This is a genomic window from Catellatospora paridis (assembly GCF_009720365.1).
GTDB lineage: Bacteria > Actinomycetota > Actinomycetes > Mycobacteriales > Micromonosporaceae > Catellatospora > Catellatospora paridis.
Genome location: NZ_ML769323.1, coordinates 91,202 through 117,887 on the forward strand (window position 1 = coordinate 91,202; position 26,686 = coordinate 117,887).

The 26,686-nt window shown below is 71.2% G+C and carries 22 protein-coding genes and 2 riboswitches; of the genes, 13 read left to right on the forward strand and 9 right to left on the reverse strand.

Translation table 11 applies throughout. The features are described from left to right. Positions 1-206 precede the first annotated feature (206 nt). Both F9C41_RS26475 and F9C41_RS26480 read left to right on the forward strand, forming a co-directional pair. Positions 207-4,142 (forward strand): ThuA domain-containing protein, encoded by a 3,936-nt coding sequence (locus F9C41_RS26475; protein WP_155389559.1) that lies wholly within the window; start codon positions 207-209, stop codon positions 4,140-4,142. 388 nt (positions 4,143-4,530) lie between these two features. Next, positions 4,531-5,400 carry a phytoene/squalene synthase family protein gene (locus F9C41_RS26480; protein WP_230690053.1) on the forward strand — a complete coding sequence of 290 codons (870 nt, stop codon included), beginning with the start codon at positions 4,531-4,533 and terminating at the stop codon, positions 5,398-5,400. Positions 5,401-5,510: 110 nt separating this feature from the next. Here the strand turns inward: F9C41_RS26480 and F9C41_RS26485 are convergent, their stop codons facing one another. Further along, on the reverse strand, positions 5,511-6,290 hold the full coding sequence (locus F9C41_RS26485; RefSeq protein WP_155389560.1) for a M23 family metallopeptidase: 780 nt from the start codon (positions 6,288-6,290) through the stop codon (positions 5,511-5,513). A gap of 40 nt (positions 6,291-6,330) precedes the next feature. Further along, positions 6,331-7,203 (reverse strand): M23 family metallopeptidase, encoded by an 873-nt coding sequence (locus F9C41_RS26490; RefSeq protein ID WP_155389561.1) that lies wholly within the window; start codon positions 7,201-7,203, stop codon positions 6,331-6,333. A gap of 190 nt (positions 7,204-7,393) precedes the next feature. On the opposite strand from F9C41_RS26490, the gene F9C41_RS26495 reads away from it, so the two are divergent. Then, positions 7,394-9,421 carry a BTAD domain-containing putative transcriptional regulator gene (locus F9C41_RS26495; RefSeq protein ID WP_155389562.1) on the forward strand — a complete coding sequence of 676 codons (2,028 nt, stop codon included), beginning with the start codon at positions 7,394-7,396 and terminating at the stop codon, positions 9,419-9,421. A gap of 111 nt (positions 9,422-9,532) precedes the next feature. Here F9C41_RS26495 and ftrA read toward each other — a convergent pair whose 3' ends face one another. Then, positions 9,533-10,516: a transcriptional regulator FtrA gene (gene ftrA / locus F9C41_RS26500; protein WP_155389563.1), complete on the reverse strand. Its 984-nt coding sequence runs from the start codon at positions 10,514-10,516 to the stop codon at positions 9,533-9,535. 95 nt (positions 10,517-10,611) lie between these two features. Here ftrA and F9C41_RS26505 point away from each other — a divergent pair, with 95 nt between their 5' ends. From F9C41_RS26505 to F9C41_RS26515, 3 genes are all read left to right on the forward strand, one after another. After that, a complete protein-coding gene (locus tag F9C41_RS26505; RefSeq protein ID WP_155389564.1) occupies positions 10,612-11,088 on the forward strand; it encodes a rhodanese-like domain-containing protein in 477 nt (158 codons plus the stop codon). A gap of 177 nt (positions 11,089-11,265) precedes the next feature. Beyond that, positions 11,266-11,455: riboswitch (cobalamin riboswitch) on the forward strand. A gap of 349 nt (positions 11,456-11,804) precedes the next feature. Continuing rightward, positions 11,805-14,228, forward strand: a complete 2,424-nt coding sequence (locus tag F9C41_RS26510) for a ribonucleoside-diphosphate reductase subunit alpha (protein ID WP_155389669.1) — start codon at positions 11,805-11,807, stop codon at positions 14,226-14,228. Between the two features lie 17 nt (positions 14,229-14,245). Then, a complete protein-coding gene (locus F9C41_RS26515) occupies positions 14,246-15,241 on the forward strand; it encodes a ribonucleotide-diphosphate reductase subunit beta (RefSeq protein ID WP_155389670.1) in 996 nt (331 codons plus the stop codon). 3 nt (positions 15,242-15,244) lie between these two features. Here the strand turns inward: F9C41_RS26515 and F9C41_RS26520 are convergent, their stop codons facing one another. Beyond that, positions 15,245-15,967 carry an HD domain-containing protein gene (locus F9C41_RS26520; RefSeq protein WP_155389565.1) on the reverse strand — a complete coding sequence of 241 codons (723 nt, stop codon included), beginning with the start codon at positions 15,965-15,967 and terminating at the stop codon, positions 15,245-15,247. 121 nt (positions 15,968-16,088) lie between these two features. After that, on the reverse strand, positions 16,089-16,982 hold the full coding sequence (locus F9C41_RS26525) for an MHYT domain-containing protein (protein WP_155389566.1): 894 nt from the start codon (positions 16,980-16,982) through the stop codon (positions 16,089-16,091). 144 nt (positions 16,983-17,126) lie between these two features. Between F9C41_RS26525 and F9C41_RS26530 the strand changes: the two genes are divergently transcribed. From F9C41_RS26530 to F9C41_RS26545, 4 genes are all read left to right on the forward strand, one after another. Further along, on the forward strand, positions 17,127-17,741 hold the full coding sequence (locus tag F9C41_RS26530) for a dTMP kinase (protein ID WP_230690035.1): 615 nt from the start codon (positions 17,127-17,129) through the stop codon (positions 17,739-17,741). Positions 17,742-17,756: 15 nt separating this feature from the next. Next, positions 17,757-18,701, forward strand: a complete 945-nt coding sequence (locus tag F9C41_RS26535; protein ID WP_155389568.1) for a MurR/RpiR family transcriptional regulator — start codon at positions 17,757-17,759, stop codon at positions 18,699-18,701. After that, positions 18,694-19,620 (forward strand): N-acetylmuramic acid 6-phosphate etherase, encoded by a 927-nt coding sequence (locus tag F9C41_RS26540; protein ID WP_155389569.1) that lies wholly within the window; start codon positions 18,694-18,696, stop codon positions 19,618-19,620. Before F9C41_RS26535 ends, F9C41_RS26540 begins: the two co-directional genes overlap by 8 nt. A gap of 606 nt (positions 19,621-20,226) precedes the next feature. Continuing rightward, entirely contained in the window at positions 20,227-21,159 is a 933-nt protein-coding gene (locus F9C41_RS26545) for a sigma-70 family RNA polymerase sigma factor (RefSeq protein ID WP_144125384.1), read from the forward strand. Between the two features lie 74 nt (positions 21,160-21,233). On the opposite strand, the gene F9C41_RS26550 is transcribed toward F9C41_RS26545, so the two are convergent. After that, positions 21,234-22,214, reverse strand: coding sequence for a C40 family peptidase (locus F9C41_RS26550; protein WP_230690036.1), 981 nt, complete (start codon positions 22,212-22,214; stop codon positions 21,234-21,236). Between the two features lie 5 nt (positions 22,215-22,219). Then, a riboswitch (cyclic di-AMP (ydaO/yuaA leader) is annotated at positions 22,220-22,360 on the reverse strand. A gap of 490 nt (positions 22,361-22,850) precedes the next feature. Between F9C41_RS26550 and F9C41_RS26555 the strand changes: the two genes are divergently transcribed. Beyond that, complete coding sequence (locus F9C41_RS26555; RefSeq protein ID WP_155389570.1) at positions 22,851-23,354, forward strand: DUF6232 family protein; 504 nt, start codon at positions 22,851-22,853, stop codon at positions 23,352-23,354. A gap of 78 nt (positions 23,355-23,432) precedes the next feature. Here the strand turns inward: F9C41_RS26555 and F9C41_RS26560 are convergent, their stop codons facing one another. Then, positions 23,433-24,167, reverse strand: a complete 735-nt coding sequence (locus tag F9C41_RS26560) for a PIG-L deacetylase family protein (RefSeq protein ID WP_155389571.1) — start codon at positions 24,165-24,167, stop codon at positions 23,433-23,435. A 46-nt stretch (positions 24,168-24,213) separates the two neighbouring features. Next, positions 24,214-25,092, reverse strand: coding sequence for a helix-turn-helix domain-containing protein (locus tag F9C41_RS26565; protein WP_196279960.1), 879 nt, complete (start codon positions 25,090-25,092; stop codon positions 24,214-24,216). 182 nt (positions 25,093-25,274) lie between these two features. Here F9C41_RS26565 and F9C41_RS26570 point away from each other — a divergent pair, with 182 nt between their 5' ends. Both F9C41_RS26570 and F9C41_RS26575 read left to right on the forward strand, forming a co-directional pair. Continuing rightward, positions 25,275-25,472, forward strand: a complete 198-nt coding sequence (locus F9C41_RS26570; RefSeq protein WP_155389573.1) for a DUF397 domain-containing protein — start codon at positions 25,275-25,277, stop codon at positions 25,470-25,472. A gap of 188 nt (positions 25,473-25,660) precedes the next feature. After that, a complete protein-coding gene (locus tag F9C41_RS26575) occupies positions 25,661-25,855 on the forward strand; it encodes a DUF397 domain-containing protein (protein ID WP_155389574.1) in 195 nt (64 codons plus the stop codon). 3 nt (positions 25,856-25,858) lie between these two features. On the opposite strand, the gene F9C41_RS26580 is transcribed toward F9C41_RS26575, so the two are convergent. Continuing rightward, positions 25,859-26,626, reverse strand: a complete 768-nt coding sequence (locus F9C41_RS26580; protein WP_196279961.1) for a serine/threonine-protein kinase — start codon at positions 26,624-26,626, stop codon at positions 25,859-25,861. Positions 26,627-26,686 lie beyond the last annotated feature (60 nt).

A 26,686-nucleotide genomic window follows, 5' to 3' on the forward strand; every position in this document is an offset into this window, starting at 1 on the left:
CCGGCCGCTGCTCCCACGTGACGGCCGGCGGGCCCGCACCACCCGTGTGAAGGCGCCCAGCCCGGCGCCCGGACAACTGCACAGCCAGCAAGCGCACCACCGCCCGCCTCGCAGCGGGTGAGCTCCTCCGAACACGCACCCCCGTGTTCGTCCCCGGGGGACGTGATCGGCGCACGGCCCCTTCCGTCTGCACAGGAAGGAAAGCCATGCCCTCCGTCCGCCCCTCCAGGCGGCGAAGGCTGCTCGGCGTGCTGCTGTCCACAGCGCTCGCCGTCACCGCAGCCGCCGCCTGGCCCGGCACCGCCAGTGCCGCACCGGACTTCACCGTGCTGGTCTTCTCCAAGACCGCAGGCTTCCGGCACGACGCGATCCCGGCCGGCATCGCCGCGATCCAGGCTCTCGGCACCGCGAACAACTTCGCGGTCGAGGCGACCGAGGACGCGGCCCAGTTCAACGACGCCAACCTGGCCCGCTTCAAGGCCGTGATCTGGCTGTCCACCACCGGCGACGTGCTCGACCCGACGCAGCAGTCGGCGTTCGAGCGCTACATCCGCGCCGGTGGCGGCTACGTCGGCATCCATGCCGCCTCCGACACCGAGTACACCTGGCCCTGGTACGGCAACCTGGTCGGTGCGTACTTCGCCAACCACCCCGCGCCCGCCAACGCGACCGTGAAGGTGGCCGACCACGTCCACCCGTCGACGGTCTCGCTGCCGGAGCGCTGGAACCGGTTCGACGAGTGGTACGCCTACCAGTCCAACGTGCGCGGCAAGGCGCACGTGCTGGCGACGCTCGACGAGACGTCGTACAGCGGCGGCACGATGGGCGTCGACCACCCGATCGCGTGGTGCCAGAACTACGACGGCGGCCGGGCCTGGTACACCGGCGGCGGCCACACCCAGGAGAGCTACGCGGAGGCCAACTTCCGGGCACACCTGCTCGGCGGCATCCGCACCGCGGCCGGCGCCGTGGCGGCCGACTGCACGGCGACCGTGAGCAGCAACTTCTCGCAGGTCACGCTGGCCAAGGGCGTCGCCGAGACGGGCGAGCCGATGGGCCTGACCGTGCTGCCCGACCGCGGGGTGCTGCACACCTCGCGCGACGGCGTGGTCCGGCACACCGACGTCAACGGCAACACCAAGGTCGCGCTGACGCTGGCCGTGTACTCCCACGACGAGGAGGGCCTGCAGAGCGTCAAGGCGGACCCGAACTTCGCCACGAACAGGTGGGTGTACCTGTATTACGCGCCCCCGCTGTCCACGCCCGCCGGGGACGCCCCGTCCACCGGCACGGCGGCGCAGTTCGCGCCGTTCAACGGGGTGAACCGGCTGGCCCGGTTCACGGTGCGGGCCGACAACACCATCGACCCGGCCACCCAGGTGACCGTGCTGGACGTGCCGACCAGCCGCGGCATGTGCTGCCACGTCGGCGGTGACATCGACTTCGACGCCCAGGGCAACCTCTTCCTGTCCACGGGTGACGACTCGAACCCGTTCGACTCGGCGGGCTTCTCGCCGCTGGACGAGCGCACCGACCGCAACCCGGCCTACGACGCGCAGCGCACGGCCGCCAACAGCAATGACCTGCGGGGCAAGGTGCTGCGCATCAAGCCGTCCGCGGCGGGCGGCTACACCATCCCAGCGGGCAACATGTTCGCGCCGGGCACGGCCAACACCCGGCCCGAGGTGTACGCCATGGGCTTCCGCAACCCGTTCCGGATGAGCGTGGACAAGGCCAACGGCGTCGTCTACCTCGGCGACTACGGCCCCGACGCGGGCACCGCCGACCCGAACCGCGGCCCCGCGGGACAGGTCGAGATCGCCCGGATCACCTCGCCGGGCTTCTTCGGCTGGCCGTACTGCTCCAGCTTCGGCGACGCGTACAACGAGTACACGTTCCCGTCGGGTCCGTCGCTGCCGAAGTACAACTGCGCGGGCGGGCCGGTCAACAACTCGCCGAACAACACCGGCATCACCCAGCTGCCCCCACTGAAGCCCGCGTGGGTGCCGTACAACGGCGGGACCCCGGCCGACATGGGCGGCGGCGGCATGGCGCCGATGGGCGGGCCGGTCTACCGGTACGACCCGAACAACACCAGCCCGGTGGCATTCCCGGCGTACTACAACGGCACGTACTTCCACGGGGAGTTCGGCAGCCGCTGGATCAAGAACTTCGTGATCGACAGCGCCGGCAACTACCTGAAGATCAACCCGTTCCCGTGGACCGGCACGCAGGTCATGGACATGGAGTTCGGCCCGGACGGCGCGCTCTACGTGCTGGACTACGGCACCTCGTGGTTCGGCGGCGACGCGAACTCGGCGCTCTACCGCATCGAGTACGCCCGCGCCGGCCGCCCGCCGATCGCGCTGGCCGCGGCCAACCGCACCTCGGGCGGGGCCCCGCTCGCGGTGACGTTCTCCTCGGCGGGCACCTACGACCCGGACGGCAACCCGTTCACCTACGCCTGGGACTTCGACACCAACGGCACGGTCGACTCGACCGCGGCGAACCCGAGCTTCACGTACACCACGGTCGGCCAGCGCACCGCGACCCTGACCGTGACCGACAGCACGGGCAAGTCGGGCAACGCCAGCGTCGTCATCACCGTGGGCAACTCGGCCCCGGTCGTGACGCTGACGACGCCGGCCAACGGTCAGGTGTTCAGCTTCGGCGACCTGGTCAGCTACTCGGTGACGGTCACCGACGCCGAGGACGCCACCATCGACTGCAGCCGGGTCAAGGTCAGCTACATCCTCGGCCACGACACCCACGGTCACCCGGTCACCAGCAAGAACGGCTGCTCGGGCACGATCCAGACCACGCAGGACGGCGAACACGACACCGCGGCGAACATCTTCGGGGTGTTCGACGCGGAGTACACCGACAACGGCGCGAACGGCCAGCCGGGTCTGACCACCCACGCCACCAACGTGGCGCAGCCCCGGGTGCGCCAGGCCGAGCACTTCGGCGCGAGCCAGGGCATCCAGCCCAGCGCGAACGCCGGGGCCAACGGCGGCTCCGCGGTCGGCTACATCGACAACGGGGACTGGCTGTCATTCACGCCGTACCACCTGACGGGGGTCAACACCGTCTCGGCGCGGGTCGCCTCGGCCGGGGCGGGCGGCACGATCGAGTTCCGGGCCGGTTCCGTCACCGGGCCGCTCGCGGGCACGTTGACGGTCGCGCCGACCGGCGGCTGGGCCAACTGGGTCACCGTCACCGGCACGATCACCCCGCCGGCCGGGTCGAACACGCTCTACGTGGTGTTCAAGGGCGCGGCGGGCTCGCTGTTCGACATCGACGAGTTCACCTTCGGCGGCGGCGGCACCCAGCCGCCCGACCCGGGCGGTGACCTGGCGCTGAACCGTCCGGCGGTGGCGTCCAGCACCGAGAACGCGACCTACCCGGCCTCGGCCGCGGTCGACGGCCAGGCGGCCACCCGCTGGGCCAGCGCGTTCAGTGACCCGCAGTGGATCTACGTGGACCTCGGCTCGTCGAAGACGATCAACCGGGTGAAGCTGACCTGGGAGGCCGCCTACGGGTCGGCGTACCAGGTGCAGACCTCGAACGACGCGACGAACTGGACCACCGTCCGCAGCGTGACCGGCGGGGACGGCGGGGTCGACGACCTCACCGGCCTGACCGGCACCGGCCGCTACGTGCGCATCAACGGCACGACGCGCGCCACGGCCTGGGGCTACTCGCTGTTCGCGTTCGAGGTCTACGGCGGCGGCACCACGCCGCCGCAGCCGGTCAACGTCGCACTGAACAAGCCGACGCTGACCTCCAGCACCGAGTCGGCGGCCTATCCCGGCTCGGCGGCGGTGGACGGCAACGCGACCGCCACCCGCTGGTCGAGCGCGTTCGCGGACCCGCAGTGGATCCGGGTGGACCTCGGCCAGACGTACAGCATCTCCCGGGTGAAGCTGACCTGGGAGGGCGCGTACGGGTCGGCGTACCAGGTGCAGACCTCGGCCGACGGCACCACCTGGACCACCATCCGGTCCGTGACCGGTGGCGACGGCGGCGTCGACGACCTCACCGGCCTGACCGGCAGCGGCCGCTACCTCCGCATCAACGGCACCACCCGGGCCACCGCCTGGGGCTACTCCCTCTGGGAACTGGAGGTCTACCCCTCCTAGCCAGTTGAAGGAAGGGGACCTTCTTAACGCTCCGCGTTAAGAAGGTCCCCTTCCTAACGCCGCTGAGGACATGATCGCCGTTTCCGGTCGAAACCCGCGGTTGAACGCCACCTCGCGACCTGAAACAGCGATCTTCCCGGCTGCCCGGTGGCGGGGTGCGGGCTCGACGGGCCTAGGATCGGCGGTGGCCTGGGCGGTTGTGCGGGCGGCAAGGGTGTGGGGAGTAGCGGCGGTGCGGCAGGCGGGTGTGGCGGGCGGTCGTGCCGACGCCGACCTGGACCGCGAAGCGATGAGGCGCTCCGTCGCGGACGGCCGCACCGCGCCCATGGACCCGGACCGCGAGGCGAGGGTGCGTTCCGCCGCGGTCGGCCGAAAGGAGGCCGCGCCGATCCCCGCGGAGCTGGCGCAGGCGTATCGCCGCTGCCAGGACCTGCACCGCCGGCACGGCCGCAGCTACTACCTCGCCACCCGCCTGCTGCCCGCCTGGAAGCGCCCCCACGTGCACGCGCTGTACGGCTTCGCCCGGTATGCCGACGAGATCGTCGACCGCACCGACACGGGCACCCCGCGGGACCGCGCCCGGCGGCTGCGCGACTGGTCCGGCCGCTTCCTGGCCGGGCTGCGCGGCGAGCCCGTGGACGATTCGCTGCTGCCCGCCGTGCTGCACACCGTCGAGGTCTTCGACCTGGCCCCGGCCGACTTCGCGGCGTTCCTGGACAGCATGGCGATGGACCTGACCGTACGCCGGTACGCCGACTACCCGGCGCTGCTGTCGTACATGGAGGGTTCGGCGGCGGTCATCGGCACCCTGATGCTGCCGGTCCTGGGCCCCGCCGACGCCGTCGCGGCGCGCGAACCCGCCCGCCAGCTCGGCCTGGCGTTCCAGCTGACCAACTTCCTTCGCGATGTCGCCGAGGACCTCGCCCGCGACCGCGTCTACCTGCCCGAGGACGACCTGGCCCGGTTCGGCGTCACCATCGCCGACCTGCACACCGCCGCTACCGAGCGCCGGGCCACCCCGCAGCTCAAGAGCCTGGTCGCCTACGAGATCAGCCGCGCCCGCAGCCACTACGCCGCCGCCCTGCCCGGCCTCGACCTGCTGCCCGGCCCGTCCCGCACCTGCGTCCGCGCGGCCTACCTGCTCTACGGCGCGATCCTCGACGAGATCGAGCGCGCCGACCACGATGTGTTCACGCGCCGCGCCGTCGTCCCGGTCCACCGCCGCGCCCGCCTCCTCGCCCGGGCTCTGCGGGGCTGAGGCGGTGCGCCTTCCCCACGGCGGTCTTCCGCCGCAGCGCAAAGCCGGTCAGACGTGAGGAAGGGCACCTTCCATAACGCGGCGCGTTAAGAAGGTGCCCTTCCTTTGCACTAGCAGCGGGGGACGCCGGGGATGAAGCCGTCGTATCCCGTGTAGACGTAGGCGTCGGAGATGAAGCGGCCCGAGCCGATCCGGTCCCAGATGGTGCTGGTGCCGTACGTTCCGGTGACCGAGGTCCCGGTGGTCTGGCACTGGATGGAGACCGTCGCGCCGTCGTTCACGGTGCCGACCGAGGCGTAGCCGGTGCCGGGGCCGGAGCGCACGGTCAGCGGGGAGCCCGCGGTGTTGACGGTGCCCTGCGCCGCGCCGCCGCCGCAGCCGTTGTCGCTGGTGTAGTTCTTGGTGCCCCAGTAGAGCGCGGTCACGCCGTTGAACTTGACCTGGATGGCGGAGCCGCCGGAGCGCTGCTCGTAGTGCAGGTGCGGGCCGGTCGAACCGCCGGTGGTGCCGACGTATCCGATCACGGTGCCGTACTTCACGGTCTGGCCGACGGACACGGCGAAGGAGTTCAGGTGCGCGTAGTACGTCGTGTACCCGCTGCCGTGGTTGATCCGCACGTACTTGCCGTAGCTGGTGTCACCGAGGTTGGTGACCACGTCGACCGTGCCGGGCGCGCTGGCGACGACGGGGTCGCCCGTGTCGTCGGTGCGGTTGAAGTCGACGGCGTTGGCGGGGCTGTGGTTGGTGCGGGTCTGCCCCGACCACACCTGGTTGCAGGGGAAGGGGACCTTGAAGGTCGGGGCGGCCAGCGCCGGGGAGGCTTCGACCAGGACGGCCGCGCCTACTGTCACGGCGGCCAGGGCCAGGCCCAGGACACGCTTGATGTGCATGGGTTCTCCAATCGGGTGCGGTGCGTGCGGGGGCGCAGGGTCAGGCGCAGTGTTCGAAACCGGAGGTGTAGCTGGTGCCGCCGGCGCTGCCGCCCCACTTCACGCAGCTCGGCGCGGTGCGGATGACCGGCCCGGCGTAGTAGGAGAAGCTGCCGGAGTCGGTGGTTCTGTTCGACCCCTGCGGTTCCAGGAACGCGCTCGTGGTCGTCGGGGTGCCGACGCTGGCCATCTTGAGGGTGATGACGCAGTTCTGGCCGGTGGAGCCCTTCCACAGCAGGTTGGTGGTGCCCGCCGTGCCCAGCTTCACCGAGTCGATGATCTGGAACCCGCTGCCGCACTCGGCCGCCGGGTCGTATGAGGTGGCGCAGTTGTTGCTGGTCACGTTGGCCGAGCCGTAGCCGAAGGTGCTGCCGTTGAAGACGGCCTTGATGATGTGCGACTGCGACCGGTCCGGATAGCGCACCTCGTAGTGCAGGTGCGGCGAGATGCCGTTGCCCGGCTTGCTGGTGTTGCCGACCGAGCCGATGGCCTGGCCGCGCAGCACCGCCTGGCCCGCGGTGACGGCACGGGTGTCGAGGTGGGCGTAGTAGGTGAAGTAGCCGCCGCCGTGGTCGATGACGATCAGGTTGCCGTAGCCGTTGACGGAGCCCTGGTGGGCGGAGACCTCGACGGTGCCCGCGGCGGCGGCGACCACGGTGTCACCGAGGTCGGCGGTGGCGGTGGAGCCGCGGTTGAAGTCGATCTCCCAGGAGACGTGGGCGCTGCTGTTGCTGCTGTTGCCGTTCCACGTCTGGCCGCAGGGGAAGGGCAGCTGGAAGGCGGGCGCGGCGTGGGCCGGACTGCCGAGCAGCACCGAGCCCGCCACGCCGAGGATCAGCGCGGCGATGCCGGAGAGCAGCTTCTTCGGTCGCATATGGACGGTTCCCTTCCGTGGGGTGGTGGAACAGGAAGCCCGATACTGCGCGGGGTGACCACAGCGTCGCGACAAGCCCTCCAACGTTTCTCCAGAACCACTACAGCCGTTCAGCTCAGTGCTCTGGTCCGATCAGTCGAGCACGCGTAGGCTCAGGCGATCGATCACGGATCGTGTGGGTGGTTGGACGATGTCGGACCGGCTGGAACTGCGCATCCTGGGCTCCTTCGAGTTGACCCTGGGCGGCGCCGACGCACCCGTGGGCGGCGTGAAGCCGCGTCAGCTGCTGGCCACCCTGGCGCTCAACCATGGCCGCACCGTGTCGGTGGACCAGCTGATCGAGGTGCTGTGGGGCGAGGACCCGCCCCGGTCCGCGCTGGCCAACGTGCAGACCTACGTCAGCGCGCTGCGCACCCGGCTGGGCGAGGACCGGCTGCGCCGGCAGGCGCCCGGATACCGGCTGGAGCTGGACTGCGCCGAGCTCGACCTGCTGCGCTTCGAGGAGTACGCCCGGGGCGGTGACCCGGACAGCCTCGACGCGGCCCTGGACCTGTGGCGCGGCGAGCCGGTGGAGAACCTGCCCGCCTCACCGCTGTGGCGCGCGGAGATCGATCGGCTGGTGGAGCGCCGGCGGGCGGTCCGGCAGACCCGGGCCCGGCTGCGCATCGAGGCCGGGCAGCCGGCGGGGGCCGTCGACGAGCTGCGCCGGCTGGTCGCCGAGGAGCCGCTGCGGGAGGAGGCGTGGTTGCTGCTGGTGACCGCGCTGCGCGACGCGGGGCACCGGGCCGAGGCGCTGTCGGCGTACGCCACCGCGCGCCGCACGCTCACCGAGGAGCTGGGCGTGGAGCCGGGCGAGCCGCTGCGCCGCCTGCACCGCACGCTGCTGGTCGAGCAGGAGGGCCCGGCGGTGCTGGGCGCCCGGCTGGACGGCGCGGCCGCGCTGGTGCTGCGGGGCCTGGCCCAACTGGGCATCGCCGCCACCCCGGCCTGGGTGCCCGCCGCGCTGCTGGACCGTCCCGATGCGACGGGGGTGCTCGCCGCGCTCGACCGGGCCCGGCTGCTGCGGCCCACCGGCACCGACGAGCTGGACCAGCCGCGATACGGGCTGCCGGTGCTGGTCGGCCTGCTGGCCCCGGACCTGCCGGGGGAGGCGATCGGCGCGGCCCTGACCCGCGCGCTCGGCGGATACCTGGCCCTGGCCGAACGTGCCGCCGCGGGGCTGCCGCCCCAGGTGTTCGGCCCTGGGGTCACCGTCGCCGCGCGCTGGCCGGTGCCCGGCGCGGCGGAGCTGTGCCACGATCCGGTGCGCTGGTTCGCGGCCGAGCGGGAGGCGCTGCTCGGCGCGGTCGAGGCGGCCGCCGCCAACGGGCTGTCCGATCTGGCCTGGGAGCTGGCCCACGCCATGGTGGCCTGGTGCGACATGGGCGGGCACACCGCCGAGTGGGAGCAGACGCACCGCACCGCGCTGTCGGCCTGCCGGGCGCAGGGCAACCTGCTCGGCGAGGCGGTGACCCTGCGCGGGCTGGGGCAGCTGCACCTCTACCGGGACCACTACGAGGAGGCGTCGGAGGCGTTCAGCCGGTCCCGGCTGCTGTTCGCCCGGCTGGGCAACCTGTGCGGGCAGGCCGCGGCGCTGGCCGGGCTGGGCACCGGGCACCGCATCCGGTCCGAGCACGGCGAGGCGCTGGACTGCTACCGGCAGGCGCTGGAGGCCTACCGGCTGCTCGGGCACCGGCACGGGGAGGCGTACTCACGCGGCGCTCTGGGGATGGTGTGGCTGGCCAAGGGCGACCTCGCCGAGGCGTACCGCGACTTCACCGCGGGGCTGGCCATCGCCGAGGAGATCGGCGACGGGCACCGGGCCGCGCTGCTGACCCGCCAGCTGGGCCTGGTCCGGCTCCGCAGCGGCGATCCCGCCCACGCGCGGGCGGACCTGATCGCGGCGCTGGACCGGTTCGCGGTGCTCGGCGACGCGCACTGCGAGGCCTACTGCCTGACCGACCTGGCCGGGCTGGAGGCACCCGAGGTGGCGGTGCAGCGGCTCACCCAGGCCTTGGAGATCTTCGAGCGTATCGGCGACCGCCGCGCCCAGGCGCAGACCGCGCGCCGCCTCGGCGAACTGCACCGCGGCGACGAGCGCTTCGGCCTGTCCGACGCCTACCTGGCCGAAGCCCGCCGCCTCCAATCCACCGTCGAGATGTCCCGCACCCCGCTGTAAGGAAGGGCACCGTCGTCTCGCGTCAGCGAGACGAGCTGCGATTCCGCACATCGCCATGGGTGGAGGAAGGGCACCTTCTTAACCTCCGGGCCACGCCTGGCTGCGGGAATGTCAGCGGCCGCGGAACGTGCGCCGGTACGACGACGGCGAGGTGCGCATGCACCGGCTGAAGTGGTGCCGGAAGGTGGCCGGTGAGTCGAACCCGACCGCGGCGGCGACCTGCTCCACGGGGGAGTCCGAGGTCTCCAGCAGGGCCAGGCTTGCCGCCACCCGTTGGTCGATGAGCCAGCGGATCGGGCTGGTCCCGGTGTGCCGGGCGAAGTGGCGCAGGAAGCTGCGCGGCGACATGCGCGCGTGCGCGGCCAGCAGGTTCACCGTGAGCGGCTCGGTCAGGTGGTCCAGCGCCCACGCCATGGCGCGGGCCACCCCGTCGTCGTCGATCACGTCGCGCACCGGCAGCTCGATGAACTGCGCCTGCCCGCCGTCGCGGTGCGGCGGCAGCACCAGCCGCCGGGCGACCGTGTTGGCGATCTGCGCCCCGTGGTCGCGGCGCACCAGGTGCAGGCACAGGTCGAGGCCGGCCGCGCTGCCCGCGCTGGTGATCACCTGGCCGGTGTCGACGTAGAGCACGTCGGGGGTGACCTCGACCAGCGGATGCCGTTCGCGCAGCAGCGGGGCGTACTTCCAGTGCGTGGTGGCCGCGCGGCCGTCCAGCAGGCCCGCCGCGGCCAGCGCGAACGCCCCGGAGCAGATGGAGACCATCCGCGCGCCCCGGGCGGCCGCCGCGCGCAGCGCCTCGACCAGCGCGGGGGAGACCTGGGCGCGCACGTCCGCGACCCCGGGCACGATCACGGTGTCGGCGGCGGCCAGCACGTCGAGGCCGTGCCGGGCGGTGATCGAGAAGCCGCCGACGGCGGGCAGCGGCTCCGGGGACTCGGCGCAGACGTCGAGGTCGTACCAGGCGAGGTCGAGTTCGGGGCGGGGCAGGCCGAACACCTCCACGACGCAGCCCAGCTCGAAGGGCGCCATCCCGGCGAAGGCCAGCACCGCGATCCGGTGCCGGGTGCGGGTCTCCAGTGCCACCGGCGTACGCATGGCGAGATCTTAGCGGACAGCGGCGTTCTCGCCACTTCTGAGCGTTCCGCCTGCTCGACAGGATGGAGTCAGCGATCGACCAGAAGGAGTTGCGCATGTCCACCGCAGTCACCACCTCCGCAGTGCTCAGCACGCCCCCCGCCGCCACCGACGTGGCCGCCGCCCACTTCGCCGCCCGCCTGTCGTTCGAGGCCGACGTGTCCGACGTGCACGCCGACCTGGCCTCGGGAACGCCGGGATTCGTGCTCGTCGACTCCCGCTCACTGGCGGCGTGGGAGCAGGGCCACCTGCCCGGCGCGGTGCATCTGCCCACCGCCCAGATCGCGGCGCGCGCCGCCGAGGTCGTGCCGGCCGGCAGCGTCGTGGTCACCTACTGCTGGGGGCCGGGCTGCAACGGCGCGACCCGGGCCGCGCTGGCCTTCGCCCGGCTGGGCTACCAGGTCAAGGAGATGCTCGGCGGGTACGAGTACTGGGTGCGCGAGGGCTTCGACGCGCAGACGTTCCTCGGGCTCCGCAAGCACGATGTGGACCCGCTGACGGCTCCCGCGAGCGGTGCTGCCTGCGCCTGCTGAACCAACGCATCGACATCGGTGAGGGTGGGCCATTGACGACACGCCGAGCCTATATGGGGGCGCTTTCACCGGGGTGCCACTAGATGTAGTGTGAGGACATCGCTGGTCCACCCCTCCGGTCCCCCTCGGGACCGGGTCTCGGGGTGCGCGCGAGCTGCCGCAGGGCGGCCCGCGCAGAGGGAATCCGGTGCGATTCCGGAGCTGCCCCGCAGCGGTGAATGGGAACGAAGCCGTCCCGCGCCCCTCCCGCGAAGAGGGATGTGGACAGCACTGGGCCGGTCCGGCCTGGGAAGCGACGGCGTAGGGGGTCTACGGCAGCACGGCGTCCAGCTGTGCGGCCCGGCCGTGCCCATGAGCCCGAAGACCTGCCGGCGTGCGCGCCGCGGACCATTCCGCGACGCGCCCCGACCCATCCGCGCCCAAGCCCGGCACGCCGCGACGCGGCGTACAGGGCCGGACCCGTCCCGCAGCGTCGCCCTCGCGACCGCCGGGAACCGGGGATCCGTCGGCGTGGGCAGGGACGGGACACCGGGCCGCGCGGGATGGTCCACGGTGGACGGCACGCACCCTGGATCATCGGGGTGGTGCTGTCCGCGTGCTCTCCCGCGCTTCGACGAGGGGGAGCGCACGCTTTGACCAGCACCACCTTCCGCAACACGGCCGAGACCGGCGAAGCCGGCTCCGGCTCGGAGACCGCAACCAGGTCGCAGCAGGCGATGCCCACGGAGTCGCTGGCGGGCCTGCTCGCCGCAGCGGCGCAGGGGCTGCCCGACGTGGACCACACCACCGTGCTGAACCCCGTGGCGGCCGGCGTCTGGCCCGGGGCGACCGAGGCCGACCTGCGGCTGCGCGCCATCGAGACGGCCGCCGCCCTGGTCGCGCAGGAGCCGTCGTACAGCCGCCTCGCGGCGCGGCTGCTCACGGTGCACATCGCCGCGGAGGCGGCCACCCAGGGCGTGACCGACTTCCCGAGCTCCGTGCGTGCCGCACACGCCGCCGGGCTGCTCGCCGACGACCTGGCCGCGTTCGTCGCGAGGCACGCCGACGAGCTGGGGGAGCTCGTCGACCCGGCCGCCGACGAGCGCTTCGAATACTTCGGGCTGCGCACCGTCTACGACCGCTACCTGCTGCGGCACCCGGTGACCCGCAAGGTGCTGGAGACGCCCCAGCACTTCCTGCTCCGGGTGGCCTGCGGCCTGATGGGCGAGGTCGGCGACGCGGGCACGGCCGGTCGGCGGCTGGCCGGCAGCACCGCCGAGGTGGCCCGGCTGTACGCCATCCTCAGCCGGCTGGCCTACCTGCCCAGCTCGCCGACCCTGTTCAACGCCGGCGCCCGGCGTCCGCAGCTGAGCAGCTGCTTCCTGCTGGACTCGCCGCGCGACGAGCTGGAATCGATCTACGAGCGCTACGGGCAGATCGCGCGGCTGTCGAAGTACGCGGGGGGCATCGGGGTGGCCTGGAGCCGGATCCGGTCCCGGGGATCGCTGATCCGCGGCACGAACGGGCTGTCCAACGGCATCGTGCCGTGGCTGCGCACCCTCGACGCCAGCGTCGCCGCGGTCAACCAGGGCGGCCGGCGCAAGGGCGCGGCCTGCGTCTACCTGGAGACCTGGCACGCCGACCTGGACGAGTTCCTGCAGCTGCGCGACTCGACCGGCGAGGAGAGCCGGCGCACCCACAACCTGCACCTGGCCAACTGGGTGCCGGACGAGTTCATGCGCCGGGTCGAGGCCGACGCGAGCTGGTCGCTGTTCGACCCGAAGGACGTGCCCGAGCTGGTCGACCTGTGGGGCGACGAGTTCGACGCCGCCTACCGGGCCGCGGAGGCCGCCGGGCGCGCGGTGCGCACGGTCCAGGCCCGGGAGCTGTACGGCCGGATGATGCGCACCCTGGCGCAGACCGGCAACGGCTGGATGACCTTCAAGGACGCCGCCAACCGCGCCTGCAACCAGACCGCGGTCGCCGGCAACACCGTGCACCTGTCCAACCTGTGCACCGAGATCCTGGAGGTGACCAGCGACGGCGAGACCGCGGTGTGCAACCTCGGCTCGATCAACCTGGCCGCCCACCTCGGCCCGGACGGCGTCGACTGGGACGCCCTGCGCGACACGGTGCGCGTCGCGGTACGCGTGCTCGACCGCACCATCGACCTGTCCTACTACCCGACCGGCGAGGCGGCCGGGGCCAACAACCGGTGGCGGCCGATCGGCCTGGGCGTGATGGGCCTGGCCGACGTGTTCGCCAGGCTGCGCCTGGACTTCGACTCACCCGAGGCGCTGGCGCTGTCCACCCGCCTCGCCGAGGAGATCGCACTCGCGGCCTACGACACCAGCGCCGACCTGGCTGCCGAACTGGGCGTGCACCCGTCGTACGCGGACACCCGCGCCGCCCGCGGCGTGCTGCACCCCGACCACTACCCGGACGCGACCCGCACCCGCCCGTGGGCGTGGGACGAGCTGGCCGCGAAGGTCGCCCGCACCGGCCTGCGCAACTCGCTGCTGATCGCCATCGCGCCCACGGCCACCATCGCCTCGATCGCCGGCTGCGCCGAGTGCATCGAGCCGCCGGTCGCCAACGTCTTCAAGCGCGAGACCCTGTCCGGCGAGTTCCTCCAGGTCAACCGCTACCTGGTCGAGGAACTCAAGGCCCACGGCCTGTGGACCCCGGCCCTGCGCGAACGCATTCTCGCCGCCGAAGGCTCCGTCGCCGCCATCCCCGAAATCCCCGCCGAACTGCGCAAGCGCTTCCGCACCGCCTGGGAACTCCCGCAACGAGCCCTCATCGACCTGGCTGCCGCCCGCACCCCCTTCATCGACCAGTCCCAGTCCCTGAACCTCTTCATGGCCTCCCCCGACATCGGCAAACTCTCCTCGATGTACGCCTACGCCTGGCGAAAGGGCCTCAAAACCACCTACTACCTCCGCTCCCGCCCCGCCACCGCCATCGCGCAGACAACAGTAAGGAAGGGCACCTTCCCATCTGTTTCTGTGGAGGAAGGGCACCTTGTTAACGCCGCATCCGCCGCGAGTTCGGCGGATGTCGCCGTGGCAGGCGGCGCGTCTGGACAGCCGCTGCTGACCGCGGCGAGTCCGATCAACCTGAACCTGGAAAACCCCGAGATCTGCGAGGCCTGCCAGTGACGACCGACACCAAGAAGATGCTGCTCGACCCGGGCCTCGACCTGACCCTGCGGCCGATGCGCTACCCGGACTTCTACGAGCGCTACCGCGCCGCCATCCGCAACACGTGGACGGTGGAGGAGGTCGACCTCGGCAACGACCTGCCCGACCTGGCCGGGCTCAGCGCCGGGGAACGGCACCTGGTGAACCGCCTCGTCGCGTTCTTCGCGACCGGCGACACCATCGTCGCCAACAACCTGGTGCTCAACCTCTACCGGCACATCAACGCCCCCGAGGCGCGGCTCTACCTGAGCCGCCAGCTGTTCGAGGAGGCGGTGCACGTCCAGTTCTACCTGACCCTGCTGGACACGTACCTGCCCGACGACGAGGAGCGGGCCCAGGCGTTCGACGCGGTGGAGAACATCCCGTCGATCGCCCGCAAGGCGCAGTTCTGCTTCGAGTGGATCGACTCGGTCTTCGACGTGCCCGAGCTGACCACGGCCGACGACCGGCGGCGCTTCCTGCTGAACCTGATCTGCTTCGCGGCCTGCATCGAAGGCCTGTTCTTCTACGGCGCCTTCGCGTACGTCTACTGGCTGCGCTCGCGCGGCCTGCTCGACGGGCTGGCCGCGGGCACCAACTGGGTGTTCCGCGACGAGTCCATGCACATGGACTTCGCCTTCGCGGTCGTCGACACGGTCCGCGCCGAGGAGCCCGAGCTGTTCGACGACGAGCTGGGCAAGGCCGTGACCCGGATGCTGGAGGACGCGGTCGACGCCGAGCTGGCCTTCGCCGAGGACCTGTGCGGCGCGGGCCTGCCCGGCATGACGCTGGCCGACATGCGGGAGTACCTGCAGTACGTCGCCGACCAGCGGTTGGCCCGGCTGGGCCTGCCGGCCCGGTTCGGCTCGCGCAACCCGTTCCCGTTCATGGCCCTGCAGGACGTGCAGGAGCTGGCGAACTTCTTCGAACGCCGGGTCACCGCCTACCAGGTGGCGGTCACCGGCACGGTCAGTCTCGACGAGGACTTCTGAGCCTCAGCTTCCGGCCAGAATGGCGGAGAAGCGCTTCTCGGCGAGGTCGAACTGGGCGAAGATGTGCGCCTTGACCTCGCCGAGAAGCGGCGTGTCCGGCCGGGCCACCAGCTCCCGCAGCAGTGGGACCAGGGGCTGGTACTTGGTGGCGGCCCGCAGCACCTTCGGGCCGATGGTGTGGATGACGCCGACGCCGTTGTCGGTGAAGTCGGAGACCTTGATGATCCGCGCCCACGGGTCCACGTCCAGCGACTCCACGACGTGTTCGCGATACTGCTCGTCCTTGTCCCGGTCGAGGTCGTACTCCGGGTTGGTGACGGCGTTGACCAGCTGCGCGACCCGCGGGCCGAAGCGTTCGGCGAGCACGGCCAGGGCCTGCTCCCGGGGCGGCGGGCCGCCGCGGTGCGCCCGGCCGACGATGCCCCACGGCTGGTCCTCGACCGAGTCGTGCAGCAGGGCGGCGACCAGCACGTCCCGATCGGTGATCCGGTAGTACGTGATGATCCGGATGGTGACGCGCAGCAGGTGGTTGAGATACGGCTCGCGTACCCGCCGCTGCTCGGCGTGCAGCCCGGCGGCCAGCTCCAGCGCCTCGGCGAGCACGGCCTGGTCGGCGGCGGGCAGCCGCTGGATCTCCAGGGCGAACCGGTCACGCAGTCCCTGCTCGCCGAGCACCTCCGTGATGGCGTGCAGGGGCATGGTCATGAGGTATGCCGGGGCGTCCATGCCGCCGTTTATATCGGATCAACGCCGCTCGCGCGCTCCCTCCGATCTGGACCGAGGTGACCGCCGGGTCCCGTGTCGGTGTTGCGACACGGGACCCGGCGGTCAGCGGGGCGTTCGGCGGTCAGCGGGGGATCTTCGTGCGGTTGCGGTCGGCCAGTGACCGGGCCAGGCTGAACGGCGGGTTCACCGGCGCGGGCTGGTCCGCGTTCGCCCGCGGACCGGGGATGACGGTCCCGGGGACCTGCGCGCGGTGGCGCACCCGGTTCGCCTCCACGCCGTCGAACTCCTCCTGCGTCATGGCCTGCAACGCGTTGAACGTCACACCGATCAGGCACAGCGCCGACAGCAGCACGATCGGCACGATGAGCACGAACGGGCTGAGCCCGGAGACCTGCCCGGTGCCGCCGGCGTCCAGGGTGATCCGGATGGCGGCCATCCCGGTGTAGTGCATGCCGCAGACGGCCAGGCCCATCACCGCCGCGGCGGCGATGATGGCGCGCATGGTGGAGACGGTCACGGTGAACCACAGCGCCACGGTCGCGGCCACCACGGCGATCACCACGGACGCGCCGACCAGCCCGAAGTCGTAGCTGACATGCCCGGCGACGCGCATCGCGGCCATGCCGCTGTAGTGCATCGCGACCACGCCGAGCCCGGTGAAACCACCGCCGGCCACGATCCGGGTCGCCGAGCGGCGGCCCTGGCCCGCGATGAACAGGCCGATGCCCACGGTGACGACCGCCAGCGCGAGGCTGATGAACGTGACGACCGGGTCGTAACGGACCGGGCTGTCCGGCACGTCGAAGCCGATCATCGCCATGAAGTGCATGAGCCAGATGCCGGTGCCGCCGATGGAGAGCGAGGCGATGACCAGCCAGCGGGCCCGGCGGCCGGTGGTGGGCGCGCGGCGGGCGCGGGCTGTGCAGACCAGGCCGAGCAGTGAACCGATGAAGGCCATCAGGTACGCGGTCACCGGGTTGAACCAGCCGTACGCGAAGTGGTGCACTTCTGCCATAGGAGCGCCTCCGAGCGTTGAGGAGGATGCCATTGCGCCACGAATGTTGCTCACGCAATCGCACAGCGTGTCCGTGTCCGCACTGTCGATCACCGCTGGCGCACGCCGGGTAGCGTCAGCGGCATGGCAGGCACGAGTGCGTCGGTGGTCGCCCTGGTCGGCATCGACGGCTCGGGTAAGACCACCCAGGCGATACGGCTGGCCGCGGCGCTCTGCGCGGCCGGGGTCACCGCCCGGTACGGCCGCAACGCCGGCGGCCGGCGCTTCCTCGGGCGGGTCGCCCGCAGGTTCGGCCGCGAGGATGCGGTCTCCCTGTTGGGTCGTCGCGGCCTGCTCACTGTCGAGGCGGTGCTGCGCTGGCTGGCCATCGCCCGGTCACTGGTGACGGCGCGGCTGACCGGTGCGACGGCGGTGATGGACCGCTACACCCCCTGCCAACTGGTCAGCATTCGGGCACATGACGGCGGCAAGTGGCTGGCCAGGACGGTACGCGCGGCGTATGCCCCGTTCCCCCGGGCGGCTGTCATCATCTTTCTCGACGTCCCGCCCGAGGTGGCATACCACCGGGTGGAGCAGCGTGGCGAGGACCACGAAGACATCGAATACCTCAACGCGAGCTACGCGGCCTACAAAGACGTACTGTCGGATGCGGTACACGTCGACGGCAGCGGTGATCCGGACGCGGTCGCTCAGGCCGTCTGGGCGGTCGTTTGGCCGGTGGTGAAACGCGGTTTGGCAGTTGACGCGGGGCTGTCATGAAAGTAAGTTTCAACCGTGGCGAAGAAGTCGAAAGTTTCCGAGGAGAATGACGGCGCTCGCGCCGGTCAGGAACCGGCCGGGCTGATCGTTCAGATCAACGGTCTGCTGCCCGCGCTCTCCCCGGCCGAACAGCGCGTGGCACGGCTCGTGCTCGCCGATCCGGCCGCCTCGGCCCGCCGCACCATCACCGACCTGTCCGCCGCCGCGGAGACCTCCGAGGCGACGGTCATCCGCTTCTGCCGCTCCATCGGCATGTCGGGCTACCCGCAGCTGCGCATCCGGCTCGCCGCCGAGGCCGCGCGCCGGGTCGAGCCGACCGACTCCCGGGTGGTCGGCGGCGACATCCCGCCCGGCGCCGACATGGCGCAGATCATCGCCACCATCGCCTTCAACGACGCCCGGGCGGTCGAGGAGACCGCCGAGCAGCTCGACCCCGAGGTCTGCGACAAGATCGTGGACCTGCTGGTGAAGGCGTCCCGGGTCGAGGTCTTCGGCGCCGGCGCGAGCGGCTTCGTCGCCGCCGACTTCCAGGCCAAGCTGCACCGCATAGGCCGCATCGCGTACTACTGGCCGGACCTGCACACCTCACTCACCTCGGCGGCCCTGCTCGGCCCCGGTGACGTGGCGCTGGGCATCTCGCACACCGGCACCACCGCCGACACCATCGACGTGCTGGAGCGGGCCAAGGCGGCGGGCGCGGTGACCGTGGCGCTGACCAACTTCCCCCGCTCGCCGATCTGCGACGTCGCCGACTTCGTGCTGACCACCGCGGCGCGCGAGACCACCTACCGGTCCGGCGCGATGGCCAGCCGGCTCGCCCAGCTCACGGTCGTGGACTGCCTGTTCGTCGGGGTGGCCGCGCGCACCCGCACCAAGGCCCGCAAGGCGCTCGAGGTGACCGCCGAGGCGGTGCGCGGACGACGCCTGGGCACCACGCGCCGCCGGTCCGGCGATGCCTGAGCTGCCCACCGGCTCGCTCCCGGTGCGTGTCGACGCCCCGACGGAGCGGCGCTACGCCCCCAGCGCCGATCTGGACCTGCTGGACACCCGCCAGATCCTGCGCGTGATCAACGAGGCTGACCGCACCGTCGCCGAGGCGGTCGGCGCGGTGCTGGACCCGCTGTCCGTGGTGGTCGAGGACGCCGTCGCGGCGTTGCAGCGCGGCAACCGCGTGCACTACGTGGGCGCGGGGACCTCCGGCCGGCTCGGCGTGCTCGACGCCGCCGAACTGCCGCCGACCTACAATGCCCCGCCGACCTGGTTCTGCGCCCACATCGCCGGCGGCCCCGGCGCGCTGCTGGCCGCGGTCGAGGACGCGGAGGACGACGCCGTGGGCGGCGCGGACGAGCTCTCCCGCTGCGCCCGCACCGGGGACGTCGTCGTCGGCATCGCCGCCAGCGGCCGCACGCCGTACGTGCTCGGCGCGCTGCGGGCGGCGGGCGAGTTGGGCTGCCGGACCGCGCTGATCGCGGCCGACCCGCACGCGACCGCGTCGGCCTGGGTGGACGTCTTCATCGGCGTCGACACCGGCCCCGAGGTGGTCACCGGGTCGACCCGGATGAAGGCCGCCACCGCGCAGAAGCTCCTGCTCAACGCGTTCTCCACGGCGGTGATGGTGCGCCTGGGGCGGGTGTTCTCCAACTTCATGATCGACGTGGTGCCGACGAACGCCAAGCTGCGCGGCCGCATGCTGAGCATGCTCGTCGAGGCGACCGGCCACGACGAGGAGGACTGCCGCCGCACGCTCGACGCGGCCGGCGGCGACCTGCGCGCCGCACTGGTCGCCCTGCTGGCCGGCCGTGAGGTGGCGGCGGCCCGCGGCGCCCTGGCCGGACACGGCAACCGCGTCCGCGACGCCGTAGCCGCCCTCACCGAATAAGCCCCCCGGCCCGCCCCACCTCTTGGTGGCTGCGGAATGCATGATCGATGTTTTGTGTCGGAATCTGTGCGCTGACCGCAGTTTTCGGCACGAAACAGCGATCACCCCCGAAAGGCCGACGATCACCGGCCGAAGAGCGGCCGATCCCGGCTGAAAGGCCCCCTGGGCGGCGCCGAAAGAGGGTCGATCCCCGTTCGAGTGCCGTCGGGCGGCAGGCGGGTGATCCCCTTTCGCGGGTTCTTCGTGGCCGAATGGGTGTGCTTCTCACTCGATGGGGTATGTGCGTCCTGCGTTCGAGTGGGCGAGATGTGGAACCGTGCAATAGCGCGCGGGCTCGAGCGTCACAAGAAATGGCGACGCAGGTCACAGCGTTGTAGTGAGGTGGATCGCTGTATGCTGTGACGCTCCGTGGTGTCATAAATAGGGCATTGCGGACCGGTTGGCTCGCTTCCAGCGAGCCGCTATGTCGGTATCAGCGAGTTCACAGCTTTTCGTGACAGTTTCGATGGGCAACGCGGAATCATCTCCGGGCGTCATCTGTTGTGAAGGTGTCAGTACCGCAAGGCCCTGCGGCGATTACGTGGGAGGGACCCGAACGTGGAGAACATGACCATGCTGCGCACCGACCAGGTGGCTGAGGAGCGAGACCTCGTCGGTGTATATCTGCACGAGATCTCGCGTACTCCGCTGCTCGACGCGGCGCAGGAGGTCGACCTCTCTAAGGCGATCGAGGCAGGACTATATGCTGAGCATCTGCTGGAGGCCGACAAGCTCAAGCGCGGGCTGAAGCGCGACGAGCTCGAGAAGCTGGTTGCCGAGGGCAGCCACGCGAAGGACCTCTTCATCCGCGCGAACCTGCGCCTGGTGGTGTCCATCGCCCGACGTTACGTCCGCTCCGGCATGCCGATGCTGGATCTGATCCAGGAGGGCAACACCGGCCTGGTGCGTGCCGTCGAGAAGTTCGACTACGTGAAGGGCTACAAGTTCTCCACTTACGCGACCTGGTGGATCCGGCAGGCGATCAGCCGTGCCATCGCCCAGCAGGAGCGCACCGTGCGGCTGCCCGTCCACCTGGTGGAGGACGTCAACCGCATGCGCAACGTGACCCGGCAGCTCACCCGTGAGCTGGGCAGCGACCCGGAGCCGGACCAGATCGCGGCCGCGCTCGGCGTGACCGTCGAGCGGGTGACGGAGCTGATCCGCTGGTCGCAGGACACCGTCTCGCTCGACACCCCGGTCGGCGACGACGGCGACACCAACCTGGGTGACCTGGTCGCCGACCGCGACACGCCCAGCCCGGAGGAGATCGTCCTCTCGGCGCTGGAGCGTCAGCGGATCGAGGGCCTGCTCAACCACCTCGACGACCGTTCCGCCGGCATCATGCGCGCGCGGTACGGCCTGGAGGACGGTCGCGAGCACTCGCTGACCGAGGTGGCGTCGCGGTTCTCGCTGTCCCGTGAGCGCATCCGCCAGCTGGAGATCCAAGCACTGGGCCGGCTGCGCGAGCTGGCCCGCGCGGAGGGCCTGCAGTCCGTCTGACCTGACCCTCTCCCTACTGACGAAGAAGCCCTCTCCCGAGGCCGGGAGAGGGCTTCTTGCCGTGCTGATCCGGGTTACAGGCGCACCCGGCCGTAGCCGTAGGGGCTCATCATGTCGACGCTCGCGACCTTGACCACCTCGCCGCTGGTGGGCGCGTGGATCACCTTGCCGCTGCCGACGTAGATCGCCACGTGCCCCAGGCCCGAGTAGAAGACCAGGTCGCCTGGCAACAGCTGAGAGCGGCTGACGTGGGTGACCTCGCGCCACTGCGTCGCGGCCTGGTGGTAGAGGCTCACGCCCGCGGCACGCCACGCGGCCAGCGTCAGACCCGAGCAGTCGTACCCGCTCGGCCCGTCGGCGGCCCACACGTACGGCTTGCCCAGCTGCTTGTACGCGAACGCGACGGCGATGCCGGCCTTGCCCGTGTACTGGGGAATGGAGCCGGTGTAGGTGGACGACTTCTCGTCGACCAGGCCCGCCTTGCGGCGCAGTTCCTTGAGTTTGGCCAGGTCCCGCTCGATGCCCTTGCGCTGGGTCTCGACCGCGGTGAACCGGGTGGTCTGCTCCTGCAGCCGCGCGTCCAGCGCCGCCTTGACCTCGAACCGGTCGCCGGCCGCCTGGTGCGCCTCGTCGATCTGGGCCCGCTGACTCGTCGCGAGCTGGTCCAGGGCGCTCAGCCGGGCCAGCAGCTTGCCGTCGCCGGCCGAGTCCAGCAGCGCGTTCAAGCCGCTGAACGATCCGGTGCGGTACGCGGTCACCGCGATCTGCGCGACGTTGCCCTCCGCCTGGTCGGCCTTGACCTCCAGCGGGCCGAGTTCACGTTCGAGCGCGGCCGCCTCGGTACGGGTCTGCTTGAGTTGCGTGTTGAGCTTGTTGTACTGCTCGACGACCTTCTCCAGCTGGTCGGACTTCTCCGAGATCTGCTTGCGGAGGTCGGCGGCGCTGGGCGCGGCGTGCGCGGGCGCGCCGGTCGCGAGCAGTCCGATGATCAGTGCACCGGCGGGGGCGAGCAGGCGCGCGGCAGCGCGCCAGCCCCTGCCATGGGGGGATGACAAGGTGTGGCCCTTCTCCGTAGCCGCCTACCGAGTTAGCTGACGGGTTCGGGCGAAGGGCGCCCTACTGCGATCACGGAAAGTGACCGCTGATTCACCCCGATAACCTGGGTCCCCGGCTCGCCCCACCCACACGGGTATCGATCTTCACGATCGCTTGGCGACTCGGCGGCGCTGGTCCGGTGCCACCCGGGGGTGGGCGGCGGACAACCGTTCCAGTGCCCGCCACGGTAACCCCGGGATCGGGCAGGCCCAAGTGCGTAATGGGCGAAGTGCCCGAGCTGGTAATGGATTGCGGGAAAAGTTCCGTCACATTAGGTGATTCCTGAACGCACATTAGGTTCAAGGAACGTGCCAATCTGACAGGTGGCTGATTGGCAGACTTCACAACGATGCCTGTCTCGGTCACACTGAGGTCACGAGGCAGCCGGGAGTCCACCGACGGACGGCTAAAGCGGCGGCTCGCGAACGCGAAAGACCGACACCCGGCGGCCACCGGATGTCGGTCCACAGCTCCACCACACGCCAGGTGTCGCCACCTCCGCGGGCACCACCACCAGCCGGGCCCGCGCATCGAGCAGTTGGGAGACTTCCATGGAGCCTACACGGGCGCCGGAACGGCCACCAGAACAAGCGATCGTGACCATCCGCCCCGGGCTGCACATCTCGTCGACCTGCTTCCAGGTCGGCGGGCGTCACTTCACCCTCAGCGCCATCGAGAACGTCCACACCCGACAGGCCGGGCACGACCCGCTGACGCGTCGCGCCGGAGCGATGGCCGTGGTCGGCATGGTCCTGCTCGGGGCGTTCGCGCCGCTGCTGCAGCCGACCGGCATCGTCGCCGCGGTCGCCGTGCTCAGCGGCCTGGCCGTGCTCACGCTGATCAGCGCGCGGCGGCGGCCGCGGCGGCTGGAGCTGTGGGCCGACTACCACGGGCATCCCACCCAGCTGTTCGTCAGCGACGACTGGTGGCTGTTCCACGCGGTGGAGCGCTACCTGCGCCGCAGTCTCGTCGAGGCACGGCTGGGCCACCTGACCCTGCCGCGGCCCCGGCCGAGCCGCGGCGTGCCGCACCCCTCGAACATGCACCCCTCCCGGCTGACCCCCGGTGGGAGCCGGGCCGGCTGGGAACGCGCCGCCTGACCTCTTTGCCTCAGCAGACGGGACGTCGCCGCACACCGCGGTGACGTCCCGTCCCCCGTGCGGGGCAACTGCTGCCGCTCACTCGGTTCTGATGACGGTGAACGCCTCGGCGACGCGGCCGGGCAGGCCGAGCGACTCCGCCAGGCCACCCAGCCGCTCGCGCAGCATCACGTCGAGTTCGTGCAGGTGGGACGTCTGCGAGACGTGTGCTCGCAGCGCGGCGAGCTTGCGGTCGAAGGTGTCGGTCACGTCGACCGCGTGATCGGGGTCCGGGCCGCCCGAATACCAGATCTCCCGCACGGTCCAGGCTTCCAGGCCGGCCGCGCCCAGGTCGGGGTGCGCGAACGGGTTGCGGGCGTCGGGGTAGACGGCGCAGGTCACCGCCTCGCCCACGGCCAGGTGGTCGGGGTGGCTCGGCCCGGCGATGCGGTCCCAGCGGCGCAGCGGGGCGCTGGTCAGGATGCGGTCGGGCCGGGCCCGCCGGATCGCGGCGACGAGGTCCTTGCGCAGGCCCAGGCTGGGCGTGACCGAGCCGTCGGCGTACCCCTCCAGGAAGTCGACCTGCTTGACCCCGACGGCGGCCGCGGCGGCCCGCTGCTCGGCCTCGCGCAGACCCGGCATCTCGTGCCGCGGCGTCTCGTCGAAACCGCCCGCGTCACCCCTGGTGACCAGCAGATACGACACCTCGATGCCCTCGTCCACCCAGCGGGCCACCGTGCCTGCCGCGCCGAAGTCGACGTCGTCGGGGTGGGCGAAGACGCACAGCACGCGCTGCACGTCGTCGCAGGGTGTGGCGGAGACAGGGAAGCTCATGCCGCCGAGCATATGCCGCACGCTGCGGCGGGCCGCCAGGCGGTGATCAGCGGATGTCCCCGGCGACCTCGGCGATGAACGCCAACGAGTCGGCCTCGTTCAGCGCGATGCCGTTGAGTTTGCGGAAGGTGTCCCGGTACGGCGCGGCCACCTCGCCGCGGTCGAGGAACTGGCCCCGGTCGGGATCGCCCGCCAGCGCGCTGTTGAGCTCCAGGTAGACGACGTCCTCCCCGAACGGGAAGGACAGCAGCACGAACGTCGACTCCATGGTGTGGATGCCGGTGGCCAGCGGCAGCACCCGCAGGTGGATGTGCGGGGCGGCGCCCAGGGCGACCAGGTGCAGCAGCTGTTCGCGCTGCACGCCGACGCCGCCGTTGATGCGGCGCAGCACGGCCTCGTCGAGCACCGCGTGGATCTGCGGCGGGTCCTTGCGCTGGAGCACGTTCTCCTGCCGGCGCAGCCGGATGTCGAGGTAGGTGTCGTGGTTGAGGCTGTCCTGCTCGGGCATGCGCAGCCCGGCGATCACGGCCCGCGCGTACGCCTCGGTCTGCAGCAGCCCGGGCACGACCAGCGACTGGTACATGGACAGCGCCGAGGCGCCGTCCTCGAGGCCGATGTAGGTGGCGAACCGGCCCGACATGACCTCGCTGCCGTACTGCGTCCACCACGAGCGCTGGCGGGAGGCCCGGACCAGGCTCTCCATCTCGGACATCTCCGAGGCGTCGTCGATGCCGTAGAGCTGCATCAGCGCCCGCACGTCGGTGACGGTCATCCGGACGGTCCCGTTCTCGATCCTGATCACCTTCGAGAGGGACCACTCGAGTTCGGAGGCGACCTGCTCCTGGGTGTAGTCGGAACTCTCCCGGGCGGAGCGGAGTGCGTGTCGTAGCCTGAGACGGGCGACCGCCGGGCTCTGCGCGCTCACGTCGATCTCCGCCTTCCGTCCCCGCGCCACGGATGGAACCGCTGGCGAAACGCCGTATGGCTACTTGCGACCATTCTTTCGGACGAGTTTACTGTGGGCGCAGCCCTGCGCGCCAACGACAGGTGTGCCACCTAAGGCGCCAGGGCTGAAACTCTTTATACATTCTGACCTGGAGTGAACCTATGACGTCTGTGCTGGGCGCAGCATGGCGCAAGAGCGACCGCTGCGAATCGGCCCACTGCGTGGAAATCGCAGACCTGGGCACCACGGGAGTCGGTCTTCGAGACTCGGTGAGTCCGGCGCAGCATCTGGTCGTGTCGACGGAGGCCTTCCGCGCCTTCGTGGCCGGCGTGAAAACCGGAGAGTTCGACCTGCGCTGACCTCGCTGGGATGAACAGGCTCCGGCCGGCACGCGTCGACGACGTGCCGGCCTTTTGCTTGTCCCGGACGCGAACGTGAATGTCCTCGCGCGAGTGGCCGTCGTTCACGACTCATGGCATGTTCGTGCATTCGCGGATATGTCACAGTGATGAACGGGGAACCGGAACGAGGCGTAAGGCGGTAGGCCATGTCCGAGAACCAGGACCGCCACTGGCGGCGGTCGTCCCGGTGCGAATCCGGGCATTGTGTGGAAGTGTGTTTCGACGGCGAGCTGATCCTCGTGCGCAGCTCGCGAGAGCCGGACGGCCCGTGGCTGACCTTCGACGCCGACGAGTGGCGGGCTTTCACCGCCGGACTCGCCGACGGAGAGCTGCGCGGCTGAGCACTAGTGCAGGGCGTTGCCGACGATGGTCCACAGTCGCAGCGACGCCTCCCGGGCGCTGGGCCGCGCCAGCGAGTTCTTGTCCATGCAGGCGCGGCACAGGTCGGAGACGGCCTGCGGCAGGCCGGGCACGGCCAGCACGGGGGTGGGCGCCAGCCGGCGCAGCGCCGTGGTGCCCTGCGGGCTGCGGTTGTGCCCGGCATACGGCGACTTGCCGGTGAGCACCTGGTAGAGCAGCGCGCCGAGGGCGTACACGTCGTCGGAGGGGTTCGCGTACTGCGGCATGCCGGTGCTGACGATGAGCTCGGCCAGTCCGAAGTCGACGACCTTCGGCCCGGTGGTGGTGATCATGACGTTGCCGGGTGTGAGGTCGCGGTGCACTACGCCGCGCCGGTGCGCCACGGCGAGCACGTCGGCGGCGGTGGCGGCGACCCGCACCGCGCCGGCCCACGGCAGCGGCCCGTCCAGCAGGACGCTGGTCAGCGCCTCGCCCTTGAGCAGTTCCAGGGCCAGGTAGCCGATGTCGCGCCCGTCCGGCCCGGTCTCCACGCCGACGTCGAGCACCTTGGGCACGTGCGGGTGGCGCAGCCGGTCGGTCATCGCGGCCTCGTGCCGGATCAGCCCGGAATAGCGGTCGTCGACCACCTTCACCGCGAGCCGGCGGCCGGCCGTGGCATCCACGGCCTGGTACACAGTGGATACTCCGCCGCGCGCCAGAGGCCTGGTCAGCACGTATCGCCCTGCCAGCGCCGTACCGATCGGGACCTCCACGGGCGGGATTCTTCCGCAATCAACCGCACAAAGCCATCAGACGTACTTGAAATCTTCGCT

Coding starts and splice junctions, on each gene's coding strand:
- F9C41_RS26475 (WP_155389559.1), top strand. CDS start 207: ATGCCCTCCGTCCGCCCCTCCAGGCGGCGAAGGCTGCTCGGCGTGCTG.
- F9C41_RS26515 (WP_155389670.1), top strand. CDS start 14,246: ATGCTGCTCGACCCGGGCCTCGACCTGACCCTGCGGCCGATGCGCTAC.
- F9C41_RS26510 (WP_155389669.1), top strand. CDS start 11,805: ATGCCCACGGAGTCGCTGGCGGGCCTGCTCGCCGCAGCGGCGCAGGGG.
- F9C41_RS26575 (WP_155389574.1), top strand. CDS start 25,661: ATGTCCGAGAACCAGGACCGCCACTGGCGGCGGTCGTCCCGGTGCGAA.
- F9C41_RS26495 (WP_155389562.1), top strand. CDS start 7,394: ATGTCGGACCGGCTGGAACTGCGCATCCTGGGCTCCTTCGAGTTGACC.
- F9C41_RS26520 (WP_155389565.1), bottom strand. CDS start 15,967: ATGGACGCCCCGGCATACCTCATGACCATGCCCCTGCACGCCATCACG.
- F9C41_RS26525 (WP_155389566.1), bottom strand. CDS start 16,982: ATGGCAGAAGTGCACCACTTCGCGTACGGCTGGTTCAACCCGGTGACC.
- F9C41_RS26540 (WP_155389569.1), top strand. CDS start 18,694: ATGCCTGAGCTGCCCACCGGCTCGCTCCCGGTGCGTGTCGACGCCCCG.
- F9C41_RS26505 (WP_155389564.1), top strand. CDS start 10,612: ATGTCCACCGCAGTCACCACCTCCGCAGTGCTCAGCACGCCCCCCGCC.
- F9C41_RS26490 (WP_155389561.1), bottom strand. CDS start 7,203: ATGCGACCGAAGAAGCTGCTCTCCGGCATCGCCGCGCTGATCCTCGGC.
- F9C41_RS26560 (WP_155389571.1), bottom strand. CDS start 24,167: ATGAGCTTCCCTGTCTCCGCCACACCCTGCGACGACGTGCAGCGCGTG.
- F9C41_RS26485 (WP_155389560.1), bottom strand. CDS start 6,290: ATGCACATCAAGCGTGTCCTGGGCCTGGCCCTGGCCGCCGTGACAGTA.
- F9C41_RS26545 (WP_144125384.1), top strand. CDS start 20,227: ATGACCATGCTGCGCACCGACCAGGTGGCTGAGGAGCGAGACCTCGTC.
- ftrA (WP_155389563.1), bottom strand. CDS start 10,516: ATGCGTACGCCGGTGGCACTGGAGACCCGCACCCGGCACCGGATCGCG.
- F9C41_RS26570 (WP_155389573.1), top strand. CDS start 25,275: ATGACGTCTGTGCTGGGCGCAGCATGGCGCAAGAGCGACCGCTGCGAA.